This window comes from Spirosoma luteum DSM 19990 (assembly GCF_000374065.1).
GTDB lineage: Bacteria > Bacteroidota > Bacteroidia > Cytophagales > Spirosomataceae > Spirosoma > Spirosoma luteum.
Map to the genome: position 1 here is coordinate 1 of NZ_KB893287.1, position 11,906 is coordinate 11,906.

General features: G+C 50.3%; 9 protein-coding genes and 1 pseudogene. 2 read left to right on the top strand and 8 right to left on the bottom strand.

What is annotated here, in order from left to right; genetic code table 11:
* Positions 1-235: 235 nt before the first annotated feature.
* Positions 236-499, bottom strand: coding sequence for a hypothetical protein (locus B156_RS0123350; protein WP_018622217.1), 264 nt, complete (start codon positions 497-499; stop codon positions 236-238).
* Positions 500-559: 60 nt separating this feature from the next.
* On the bottom strand, positions 560-1,456 hold the full coding sequence (locus B156_RS0123355) for an SDR family oxidoreductase (RefSeq protein WP_018622218.1): 897 nt from the start codon (positions 1,454-1,456) through the stop codon (positions 560-562).
* Between the two features lie 450 nt (positions 1,457-1,906).
* Between B156_RS0123355 and dcp the strand changes: the two genes are divergently transcribed.
* Positions 1,907-4,033 carry a peptidyl-dipeptidase Dcp gene (dcp, locus tag B156_RS0123365; RefSeq protein WP_026261002.1) on the top strand — a complete coding sequence of 709 codons (2,127 nt, stop codon included), beginning with the start codon at positions 1,907-1,909 and terminating at the stop codon, positions 4,031-4,033.
* 74 nt (positions 4,034-4,107) lie between these two features.
* On the opposite strand, the gene B156_RS0123370 is transcribed toward dcp, so the two are convergent.
* From B156_RS0123370 to B156_RS0123390, 6 genes are all read right to left on the bottom strand, one after another.
* Positions 4,108-4,992: an NAD(P)H-binding protein gene (locus B156_RS0123370; protein ID WP_018622221.1), complete on the bottom strand. Its 885-nt coding sequence runs from the start codon at positions 4,990-4,992 to the stop codon at positions 4,108-4,110.
* Between the two features lie 57 nt (positions 4,993-5,049).
* Positions 5,050-5,274: a hypothetical protein gene (locus B156_RS0123375; protein ID WP_018622222.1), complete on the bottom strand. Its 225-nt coding sequence runs from the start codon at positions 5,272-5,274 to the stop codon at positions 5,050-5,052.
* Positions 5,275-5,318: 44 nt separating this feature from the next.
* Positions 5,319-5,783 (bottom strand): MarR family winged helix-turn-helix transcriptional regulator, encoded by a 465-nt coding sequence (locus B156_RS0123380; RefSeq protein ID WP_018622223.1) that lies wholly within the window; start codon positions 5,781-5,783, stop codon positions 5,319-5,321.
* Positions 5,784-5,945: 162 nt separating this feature from the next.
* Entirely contained in the window at positions 5,946-6,875 is a 930-nt protein-coding gene (ctlX, locus tag B156_RS0123385) for a citrulline utilization hydrolase CtlX (RefSeq protein ID WP_026261003.1), read from the bottom strand.
* Positions 6,876-7,066: 191 nt separating this feature from the next.
* Positions 7,067-7,210 (bottom strand): four helix bundle protein, encoded by a 144-nt coding sequence (locus tag B156_RS32670; RefSeq protein ID WP_084757855.1) that lies wholly within the window; start codon positions 7,208-7,210, stop codon positions 7,067-7,069.
* A gap of 113 nt (positions 7,211-7,323) precedes the next feature.
* A complete protein-coding gene (locus B156_RS0123390; protein ID WP_018622225.1) occupies positions 7,324-8,817 on the bottom strand; it encodes an arginine deiminase family protein in 1,494 nt (497 codons plus the stop codon).
* A gap of 737 nt (positions 8,818-9,554) precedes the next feature.
* Here B156_RS0123390 and B156_RS0123395 point away from each other — a divergent pair.
* A pseudogene (locus B156_RS0123395) lies at positions 9,555-11,906 on the top strand (hypothetical protein); the annotation flags it as partial.

Sequence of the window (11,906 nt, forward strand, 5' to 3'; positions counted from 1 at the left end):
CTTCGAAGTGCAGCCGCATGGTGTTTTCAGCATACTGATCACTGTGGCGAGCCAGTTGTAGAAAATTGATCCGGTGACGAACACTGAGAAAAAGCATGAGTATGTGGGTAACAAATTGGCGACGAGGCTTGGTCAAATCAGGTAAGCTGGCTACTATTGTAGTTAGCAAGGCAAGTCTTTGCATAAAGGCGTTGTTAGGCTTTGGAGGTTAGAGACCCAAAACTAACACGCCTTTTTACTCTTCTAAAATTGACGAACCATTGTTATAATCCCAATGGTCTTTTATAACCGTTCCGCTGGCATCTTTAAGGAGTCGACGGTTAAACTGATCCCCCTTAATGATTCCGCGCTCATCGGCTTTACCAACAAAAACAAGCATGGGGTTGCCTTCCTCATCAGTCTTTGTAGCAACGTCATAACGCCCGAATTTAAACGTGACCAGCTGCGAGGGCGCGTATGTTTTAGAAAGCTGTTTCAGCAGTCTTTCGCCTAGCTTCATACGATAAAAAGTTACGTCCGATTGATTATCAGTTAATTTACTCCCCGACCAGTGCCGGGATCAAATGGTGGGTGAACCACCCGTTACCTGCACCGTACTACCCGTCATGTAACTGGAGTCACTAGAAGCAAGCAGCACATAGACAGGAGCCAGTTCGGCGGGTTGACCCGCCCGTTTCAGGGGTACATCATGGCCGAAGGTTTTCACCTTCTCCGGAGGCATCGTTGACGGAATCAGTGGTGTCCAGATTGGGCCTGGTGCTACACAGTTCACGCGGATTCCCTTTTCGGCCCACACCTGCGCCAGATTAGCCGTATAGTTCTGGATAGCTGCTTTTGTAGCGGCATAGGCTAGCAGTTGTGGATTGGGTTTGTAGGCATTAACCGAGCTGGTATTCACAATGGTGCTACCGGGACTGAGGTGTTTTTCTGCCGCCCGGCAGAGGTAGAACATAGCGAAGATATTGGTAGCAAAGGTGCGGTGCAGCTCTTCCGCAGTCATCTCCTGCAATGACTCCTGCGCCATTTGATACGCAGCATTGTTCACCAGTATATCCAGCCCGCCCAGCTCATCAACGGCTCGCTGGATGAGGTCCTGGCAATGAGCCTCATTACTGATATCACCCGGTACCAATACGGCTTTTCGGCCTGCTTCTTCCACGTAGCGGGCTGTTTCGCGGGCGTCCTCCTCTTCATTGAGGTACGAAATCAGCACGTCGGCTCCTTCGCGGGCAAACGCAATCGCTACGGCACGGCCAATGCCGGAGTCACCACCGGTAATCAGAGCTTTGCGCCCAGTTAGCTTACCCGACCCCCGGTATGATGTTTCACCATGGTCGGCTTTGGGCTGCATGGCCTGTTCTGTACCGGGCACCTCCTGTTTCTGGTCAGAGTAAGGTGGTTGCGGATAGGCCGTTAATGGATTGGTCTGAGTTGATTCTTCATTTGTTGAGTTCATAGGTCACGAGCGTTTTTTCCTATAGTGTATAGGCCTTGTATGCCTAATCGGTTAGTAAAGAAGGCTAAAAAGTGAGGTTTTGGCCCCGGCCGCCATAGGTTGTCTGCACCGAAGGAAGCTTTGCAGCCCAGGTACGGGAATGTAGTGGGTAACAACTGGTTGTGTTCAGACACGTATTGTATTATCCATGAGCCTTTGTAAATGCTGGGCGGATACCTATCAGCTGGAAAACCAACTATGGGGAGAACGTTTTGCTGGGTATCAAGCGCCAGGATATACGTCTTCATCAAAGAGCTTTAGTGTCTATTTGCCATCTTGTGATTAATAAAAAGCTGTTGGTACTCTATTAATTTAATGGTACTGGCCGGTGTTTTCACCTCATAAAGCGTTTTCTGGAGTGAGAGCAGTACATTTATGAGGGCGAAGCTTTTAACCCTTCGAATGCAGTCTATGAATACACTAATCAACTGGGCACCACTGGTTTTACTGTTAGTTGCCAGTTCATGTACTAAAGGAGATCAATCCGGTGAAAGTACGTCATCCGATAATCCGTTTGCGGCACCCAGTACACTGCCTTATCAGACGATTGCCTTCGATAAACTAAAAGAAACTGATTATAAGCCCGCGTTAGTTGATGGGTTAAAACAGCAGCAGGAAGAAATCACAAAAATTGCCGAGAATACAGAAGCCCCTACTTTCGACAATACCCTGGTAGCCATCGAAAAAAGCGGTCAGCTCTACACCCGTGTCAACAATGTATTTAACCTGCTTACGGGAGCTAATACAACCCCCGAATTGCAAAAGCTACAGGAAGAAATAGCACCGAAGCAGGCGGCTATGCAGGATGCTATTTTCCTGAACACGAAGTTATTCAAACGGGTCGAGGCAATTTATAATCAACGGACCAACCTGAAGCTGGACGCAGAATCGAACCGGTTGGTGGAGTACTATTATCAGCAGTTTGTATTAGCGGGTGCTAAACTATCCGATGCCGACAAAGCGACCATGAAAACGTTCAATGGCGAAGAGGCAACCTTAACCGCTAAATTCAACAATCAGTTATTAGCCGCTACCAAAGCGGGGAGTGTGGCGGTTAACGACACAGCCCAGCTAACCGGACTGTCGTTGAGCGACGAAGAGGTTCTGGCGCAGAATGCCAAATCCAACAAATTGGATAACAAATGGCTCATCCTGTTACAGAACACAACCCAGCAACCGCTGCTTCAATCACTTGCCAACCGGCCTTTGCGGGAGAAATTATTTAATTCCTCGTGGACCCGCGCTGAAAAAGACGATAGTAATGACACCCGCAAAACCATTATCAGACTGGTACAGATACGCGCCGATAAAGCCAAACTCCTGGGTTATCCCAACTACGCTGCCTGGAAACTTCAGGACCAGATGGCCGCAACGCCCAAAGCAGTTGACCAGTTTCTGAGTAAGTTAGCGCCAGCAACCACAGCGAAAGCAAAAGTAGAAGCGGCTGACATACAGCGTTTAATCGACCAGCAAAAGGGTGGTTTCCAGCTACAGCCGTGGGATTGGAATTTCTATGCCGAGCAGGTACGCAAACAGAAATATAATCTGGATAACAGCGAAGTAAAGCCTTATTTTGAGTTGACTAACGTGCTTGAGAACGGGGTGTTTTATGCCGCTACGCAACTGTACGGCATCACCTTTAAAGAACGCAACGATCTGCCTGTTTACCAAAAAGATGTCCGCGTATTTGAGGTGTTCAACAAAGATGGCAGCCAGTTAGGCCTGTTCTATTGCGACTATTTCGAGCGGGACAATAAACAGGGCGGTGCGTGGATGAGCAATCTGGTAGGCCAGTCGAAACTACTAGCGACTAAGCCGGTGGTTTATAACGTCTGTAATTTTCCCAAACCGGCGGATGGACAGCCTGCGCTTATCAGCTTCACGGACGTAACAACCATGTTCCATGAATTTGGTCATGCCCTGCACAGTCTATTTGCCAGCCAGCAGTATCCTGCTCTTTCGGGTGCGAATGTAGCGCGTGATTATGTCGAGTTCCCCTCGCAGTTCAATGAGAACTGGGTACTGTATCCAAGTGTGTTTAAACACTATGCCGTGCACTACCAGACCAAGGTACCGATGCCTCAGACATTGGTTGATAAAATTAAGAAAGCTGCCACCTTTAACCAGGGTTACGCGCTTACCGAGGCCCTGGCTGCTGCTTCCCTCGATATGCAGTGGCATACCTTGCCTGCCGATGCCGCCGTTCGGGATGTGGACCAATTTGAACTGGATGCGCTGAAAAAAACGGGTTTCTTCCTACAACAGGTACCTCCTCGTTATCGGTCGAGTTATTTTCTGCATATCTGGAGCAATGGCTATGCCGGGGGCTATTATGCGTATGCTTGGACAGAAGTACTGGCGCAGGATGCTTTTGCCTGGTTCCAGGAAAACGGCGGACTAAGCCGAGCCAACGGTCAGCGTTTTCGGGATATGATTCTGTCGCGTGGGAACACAATTGAGTACGGCAAAATGTTTCGCGATTTTAGGGGCCATGATCCTGTTAGCGATTCTATGCTCAAAAAGCGGGGACTGCTTTAAGATAACCAGCTTCCACAAAACGCGGGAAACTCTAATTTGTACAGACAAAATTACGTGGGGTCGTTGTACGCATATTACGCGCCAAAGGCGGGTGCAAATTCGTTTTTGGCGAAATCCTCCAGTTTTACTTTTCCGTAAACGGGTTTATTTTTAAAGAAGTCCGCCTGCATCGTTCCCTCCCGGACTGATTTTCCCATAGTGGTGTAGGAAGCGGCCATTTCTTCACTCATTCCGGCACTTTTCATACCTTCCAGGGTTTGCGCGTCGGAAAACACAATCCAGGGCGTTTCGGGTTTGCTGATGGCTTCGCCCAGAACCTGCGCAATCTCGGTCCCGGTCCGTTCGTCGCTGGCGATGTAGCGCACCTGATGCCCCGTGAAACCCAACGTCAGAAGTTCATGGAGAGCGACTTCGGCAATATCATCAGTGTGGGTGAGTACCAGCGGATCGGCCCCAAAGTTGCTACCCATAATACCCGTATTTTTTATCATCCCGACCATGCCAAACAGGTTGTACATGAAGTAGGATGGGCGTAGAAACTTGCTGTTCAACCCCGATACTTTTGCCAGTTTTTGTTCCACATCATACAATCCATCGACCGGTCCGACACCCTGCCCCAAATTGGCCCCTACGCTGCTCAGCAATACCGCAAACCGAATGTCGTTGGCCTGGATAGCCGCAATATAGTTGTCAACAACCTGGTTTTGGTAAACCCGCAAGTCCGCTGCACCCCAGTTGCTGGGAATAAGCAGGTAAGCCGCATCCGCATCGACAAATGCCTGCTTCAGAAAATCAGCATCATCAACATTGCCAATGGCGGCTTTTGCACCCAGTGCCTCAATAGACGATGCATTAGCAGGTTTACTGGTAATCACCGTAACGGTGTGACCTGCTTTAATGAGACCCTCCACAATGGGTTTGCTGGTATGGCCCAAAGAGCCGGTAATGATGTAGTTCATAGTTGTCTGAGGGGGTCAGCGTTGATTGATGAGTTACCAAATCCGTACTGTTCTGCACTAAAAAAGCAGTTTCCAGCCGTTGAAAAATAAATCCTGCCCCGGCTTGCCCGACCAGTGCTGCGACTCTGTATCGACGGCTGGTTCGGCAATTTCGGTGTGCATATTTTCTTTCTGCACGACAAGGCATGAAACGCCCTTTTCGGCCAAGGAACGACAAATATCTTTTGTTTGCGCGCTCAATTTTCCGTTGGCGATACCGACTACTGTTTCATTGTTTTTCATGGCTCTCTTTTTGTTGTATGTGCAAACAATTCTATTTTACTTAATCAGGAGGTCTTTCCCAACGACTTGGCAGCTTTGAACACCTGTTGGGTCAACTGGCAAACGTCGTTTTTGCCGATAACCTCCGAGTAACGTGTACCGACCCGCTCCCAGGCCTGGGCAATTTCGGGTTGAATCGCATCGCCCTCGGCGGTAGCATAAATCAACGTTCGTTTGCCCTCTGACTCGCGCCGGACGTAGTGTTTCTGCTCTAGTTTTTCCACCAGACGCGTGATAGTCGATGGGGTCAGATACAGCGTTTCGCTTAGTTCTGAAGGAGTAATGCCGGGCTGCGCAACTACCTCACACAGCATGTATGCGTGCGAATAGCATAAACCAAAACGACCAAACTCTTCATCGCCAATAGCGGTGATGGCCCGTGCCAGCGCATTAGCCGAAAAAAGCAGGCATGCACTAAAACGTGTGGCCGACTTTTCTTCACAGACAACTGTATTTTCTTCGTTTTTCATCGTCTACTCCCGTATACTGTCAGCAAAGGTACTAATGATATTTGTATGTGCAAACAAAAATGAAAAAAAGTACTGGAATGAGTATAAGTAACAAGGAAATGTCCGACCGTTTATTGCTTATACCGGATGGTTTCCCGCTGTCAATATTCACTCCTGATTAGTTCACTTCCGGGGCAAATGGATTTCAGTCATCATACAGCGGGCCGACCCTCCGCTGTTTTGCTCGATAACGAAAAGCCCAAAGTGAATCAGTGTGGCGTATTCGTTCAACTGATCAATTTGTTTAAGCGTCAGGGCACCGTAGGCACGGGTTGACATCACAAGCATCTTTTGCCCTTTTCCTGAACTGACCAGCAGCATATTTCCCGAAAAAGCGGCCATTTGTTCCAGCGCAATATCAAACACCCGCTTACCGAGCCCTTCCAGTTCCTGACGAACCATAAGCCGTTCGTCGGGGTCCGTGATTGCTGACAGACATATAACGGCGCAGCTCTCGGCCATGCACATCATCACATTTGTATGGTATACAGCTTTACCCGTGGCATCGGCAGAGTGAAAAGACACAACCCGATAGCCGGTTTGACGGCTAAACTCGGCCAGCACATCAGGGTGTGTACGGGGCGATATACTGGCAAATGCCACGCGGTTCATCCGGTCCAGGACCAGGCTTCCGGTACCTTCCAAAAACTTACCTTCTTCTTCAAAATGGGTCAGATCAATGACACGGGACACATGGAAGCGCTCTGACAGGTCGTCGATAATATCCTGCCGGCGTTCGAGCCGACGGTTGGCGGCCTGCATGGGATAGAGCACCACTGTACCGCTGGCATGGAAGGAAACCCAGTTGTTGGGAAAAATAGAGTCGGGCGTGTGTGGTTCGGGGGAATCCTCATACACCAGTATATCCAGCCCCAGTGCCCGAAGTTGCTGCACCATGGCATCAAATTCCCGCAGGGCCTCTTCCTGCACCACCTCCTGTGCCTGTTCAGCCAGTTCAATGTTCTGAAACGCGTTGGACCCGGCCGTTTGCTCATTGAACCCGAAACGAACGGGACGAATCATTAAAATGCGGGAAGTAGCCTGTGATTGCATGATAGGTAGTAGATTGGTATATACCGTGAGTCGTAGGAGTCGTACGTCAGAAACAAGATAGCCTGCTTAAAAGGTGGCAAATTAACGTGCCTACCTCACTTTGACAATGATTTTCGCAGGGCAAGTGTCATTCGTGAAATTTCTTCTGTTGCTTTTACAGACAATTCCTGTTTACCGGAAATCAATATACCCTAATCATACGCTAAGTAAGTCCTGGACTTGACTGCATTTGGTGATGTTTGGACGATGGTAAGAAAACGGGCAAAGTCAGGATCACTTTTACGGTCATAACCTTCCGCAATAGTATTGGAAATGAATACTGATGCCCGGCAAATCTGCCCCTTATGTTATACGAACAAGTTTTTAAATCGCTTTACTTTCATTGCTCACTACGGTTTAAAATATGCTACAACCTGCGACTTATGACTTTTACGACTTCCTCAAAAACCTACAACTCATCCCTGAATAACGGCATACTCATGCAGTGTGAGCCCCCTCTCGCCCGGCTCAACTCAGCAGAAGGCAGCATAATAAACGTGTTTTCTATGGTTTCCGGCGATGACTCACCCCGTTCAAAACGATCCAGCAATTTGGCCGCTCCAACCACGTCGAAGCCAGCCGCCCGGAAGGCATCGGTCGTTTTTTCATTCCGGTCGTACCCCACCACAACGCCATCCTTCAGGGCCAGCAGGTTACAGGAATCCGTCCATTGCTCACGGGCACCGAAGGGGAATTCGTTGTTGCCCGAATAAATGAACTGCACCGGTTCAGTAGCGCCGAGGTCATTCTTGCTGATGTCGGTGAGCAGATCTTCGAGGTTTTCTATTTCGACGGGTTTGTGTTCCAGTCCCTTGATGAACTGCATGATTTTCATATCTTCCGACACATCTTTGGGAGCGAAGAAGTGAATAACGTCGCGTTGCCTAGCTTCATCGCCCGTGCGGGCCAGGGTGCCCAGCAATACCCACACGTTGCGTTTTACCTGCGTAAACACCGTGTCGATATGCATGTAATCCCGCTTCTTCGGAATCTTGATGATGGTTACCGTATCGACCAGATTTTTACCGAATACCAGCCGCATAACCTGTTGAGCCGCGTATAAGGTTGTCCGTTCACTAACACCAATTATCAGATGTCGCTTGGCAATCATCATTACATCGCCCCCCTCCAGGGTCGAACGGGTCACGTCGCGGTTTATGTCGGTATCGGGCAGCAGAAAGGCCTGCTCATTATCCGGAATTTCCAGAATTTTATCCTGATAGTCGGCGAAAAGTGGGTGATTGAAGAAAATATACTGGGCTAACAATGCTTCGCGGGTGCGGGCCAGTTTAGCTGGCTTGTTCAGCAGAATATGGTCATTAATAACGATACCGATATCCCGCGTGAAAATGAAATTAGGCAGGGGTGCAAAGAGCATGGTCAGGTCGGGTAGCGAGCCTGAAATCATGACTTTGGCTAGTTCCACCGGTTCAAACTGGCTTAGTTGTTGCTGGGTGCGAAAAGACTTGCGTTCAATCCCGCAAATGGCGGCAATCATACGGGTACGGATGACGGTATCGACCAGAATATCGGCCAGGAGTACCTGAAGGTCGATAACTTTATCGGACTTAAAATAAGCCTCGTGGTCCGGTTTGTAGAAGTTGCGGTTTGAGTCAGGACCGATGGAGGCCACCTTACCCCGTACTTTATCGGGGTCCAGAAAATACAACAATAGCTTAACGTAGTAGTCGTACTCATCCCGGCGCATCATGTCCAGGTGAACGATGTCTTCAAACAACCAATCCTGCGCTTTTGACGGTACAACTTTGCCCAGCCCCCGGTCTGGACTGTGAATCAGCAATCGTCTGAGGGTACCAATTTCGGAGGAAACATTGATTTGGGACGCTATAGGCTGCGTAACCGATAGTAGGTTTTTTTTATCGGTATGGGTTCCATTTTCCATGTAGAATCAGTCTGTAATCAGCGAATATCTGTAGGTCGCAAGGTACGTTTTTGGCAACTACGAAGCGAACACATTTTCGTAGGATCCGCCATCCAACCGCTCTTACTTTCTTTATTGGTTCGCTTTTTAGCTGCTTCCCAACGTACTGAAGCGGATCGAATCCAACCAAAAAAGCTAGCCATACATAAAAGTAGATGAATGTATTTATCTGTGGAAGATTGTTTACTAAAGTTTTGAATCAGTAAAACAATTTGTATTCTAAAAACACTCAAATACCTAAACACTAATACATTACAACTACATATAGCCACTAACTGCAATAAGACTGGCTATCATATAGCAGCACAAGTCAACCGAAATTCGGCTTTGATTACACCCTACTTTTCGTTCGGCATGTTTTTTGCCAAGTCCGTAAACAGATTATATAAGGCAACTACAGACTAAGTGCATATGTCCATATTTACTACAGACAACATCGATTGGCCTACTCCGACCCCCTTCGGTTTTATGTCAGGTTATCTACTGGTTTCCGAACAAGTCCTGGTAAATGTAGACTTCTGGCATGCACAGGCCAATGGATTACCTGAAACCGCTGCTGTCGACTGCCTGTATGACCACAGCCAGTCGATTTTTACCTGCCTTCTTTCCAACCATAACGCTACCCTCTCCGGCGATTTAATATTTATTCAACGATACCATCACTGCATCGCTTAACTATCCTTAACCAGGAGAAGAAAATGAAAAAAGTTTTCTGGACGCTTTTTTGTTTGTTTGAACTGACGTTATCAGTTCTTGGAGGAGATTTACCCGGTGGCTTAACCCCGGAAAATCCTGCCCGGCCAACCGTTGCTGATGGGCCTCAGGTGTCCATAAACGTAACAACGGGTAGCTGTAACCCGGCCACCAACCAATACACCCTGTCGGGTACCATTGGCCTGGCAAATGCTGTCGCCGGCTCACTCACCATCACCGATGGGAGTGCCAACACCACGATCAACGTAACGGCGGGCCAGACATCCGCCAGCTTTAGTCTGGCCGGTTTGCCTGCCGGTTCGGGTGTCCATACCGTCAGCGTCAGCGGAGGGAGCAACAATCCTCCCCCCACTACCGGCAGCTTCGCCATAGTAGGGGCAACCAAAATAAGTTGTATCTCCCTGAGCCCTAATCAGCGGCAAATTAGGTTCAACCCTCAGTACAGCGGACTTAATGGTAGCCCCGTCACTTTTGCCGTAACCGGTGAACTTCAGGCGACTACCACGGCGGGCCCTTACACGCTAAATCTGTATACTGACAATCCGGCCATCACTCTAAACGCCCAGCAAAGCAATGTGCAGAGTACGTTCCGCTATAACTGGCTGGATGCCTGTAACAATAATTCGTCCGGTTATTCAGCATCAACCACCTATACTGCCCCGGCTTCCTGTGCCTCTACGACCGCCCAATTTTCCCTGGCTAAACAGGTAGACAAGTCAAGAGCCGTTATCGGGGAGATGCTGACCTACACGCTGGTACTCACCAATAAAACCAATAATACCCTCAACAACGTAGTTGTCCGCGATTCGATGTCGACCGGACTAACCTATCAGGCCAATTCAGCCACCCCGCCCGCCGGTACCGTTTTCTCCAAAGGCCCATCGACAACCAGCACTTGGACCGTCAACAGTCTGGCGGCTGGACAAACGCTTTCGCTCACCCTGCGAGCCAGAGTCGATAGTTCGGGCACGCTCTACAATGTGGCCACTGCACCTGGGGTTATAGCCAAAGCCTGCACCTCCATACCCATCAAAGTATGTACCGGAGATACGTATGTTTTCAGATTAACTCTCGACCCCGGCAGGACCAATTACAAGTGGTTCCGTAATGACGTGGAAATAGTGGGGCAAACCACCAACATCCTCGATGTGAGTGCGCCGGGTGTGTACCGTATGTCGTCCGATAATAGCGCGGGTACGTGTACCGAATACAGCTGCTGCCCTTTCATCATTGAAGAGGAAGCAGTGCCTTCTTTCCAGGCGAGCGCCCAACCTGCTACCTGTTTGGGCAATAATCCGCAGAACAATGCCCGTATTACCCTGACAGGCTTTAACACCGCTCACAGTTTCCAGTATTCGAGTGGTACCAGTTTCAATCCGGCCGCTTCTCTGTCAGGGGCAGCCCAGCCTATCCCGGCCAATGGCGTTCTGGTGAGCAATCTGGCTAATCCAGGTTCAACCCAGTCTTATACCATCCGGGTCTACAACGGAGCGGACTGTTATACCGACGCAACGGTACAGTTACAGCCAGCCAACTGTTCCCCATCGGGTGCGCGGTTAGCCCTGGCCGTCACGCCGGGCAGTTGTACCTCGGCCACCAACCAGTACAGCCTGGCGGGCACCATCAGCCTGACCAACGCCGTGGCCAGCTCGCTCACCATCACCGATGGCAGCGCCAGCACCACCCTCAACGTGACAGCCGGCCAGACCTCGGCCAGCTTCAGTCTGGCCGGCTTGCAGGCCGGATCGGGCAATCGTTCGGTCAGCGTTAGCGGAGCGGGGTATACGACCGTGTCGGCGACCTACACCGCCCCGGCGTCCTGCTCGACCACCCCACCCCAACCTCCAACACCAACCCCCATTTTGGCCCTGGCTGTCACGCCGGGCAACTGTGACCCGGCCACCAACCAGTACAGCCTGGCGGGCACCATCAGCCTGACCAACGCCGTAGCCAGCTCGCTCACCATCGCTGATGGCAGCGCCAGCACCACCCTCAACGTGACAGCCGGTCAGACCTCGGCCAGCTTCAGCTTACCAGGCCTGCCTGTGGGCAGCGGTGTGCATACGGTCAGCGTCAGCGGGCCAGGCTACGGTCCGGCCTCCACCACCACCACGGCGGGCAGCTTCGCCATCACCGGCGTGAGCACCCTGACCTGCACCACCCTGAGTGCCACCCAGCGACGGGTCAGCTTCAGTCCCCAGTACGTGGGCACCAACGGTAGCCCCATCTCCTTCGCTGTGGTGGGCCTGATGGCACCCACCACCACGGCGGGGCCCTACACGCTCAGCATCTACAATGACAATCCGGCCATTACCATCAACACCCAGCAGGGCAGT

Bases quoted from the DNA above. Each gene is read 5' to 3' on its own strand.
- B156_RS0123350 (WP_018622217.1), bottom strand. From the start codon at position 499: ATGAAGCTAGGCGAAAGACTGCTGAAACAGCTTTCTAAAACATACGCG.
- B156_RS0123355 (WP_018622218.1), bottom strand. From the start codon at position 1,456: ATGAACTCAACAAATGAAGAATCAACTCAGACCAATCCATTAACGGCC.
- dcp (WP_026261002.1), top strand. From the start codon at position 1,907: ATGAATACACTAATCAACTGGGCACCACTGGTTTTACTGTTAGTTGCC.
- B156_RS0123370 (WP_018622221.1), bottom strand. From the start codon at position 4,992: ATGAACTACATCATTACCGGCTCTTTGGGCCATACCAGCAAACCCATT.
- B156_RS0123375 (WP_018622222.1), bottom strand. From the start codon at position 5,274: ATGAAAAACAATGAAACAGTAGTCGGTATCGCCAACGGAAAATTGAGC.
- B156_RS0123380 (WP_018622223.1), bottom strand. From the start codon at position 5,783: ATGAAAAACGAAGAAAATACAGTTGTCTGTGAAGAAAAGTCGGCCACA.
- ctlX (WP_026261003.1), bottom strand. From the start codon at position 6,875: ATGCAATCACAGGCTACTTCCCGCATTTTAATGATTCGTCCCGTTCGT.
- B156_RS0123390 (WP_018622225.1), bottom strand. From the start codon at position 8,817: ATGGAAAATGGAACCCATACCGATAAAAAAAACCTACTATCGGTTACG.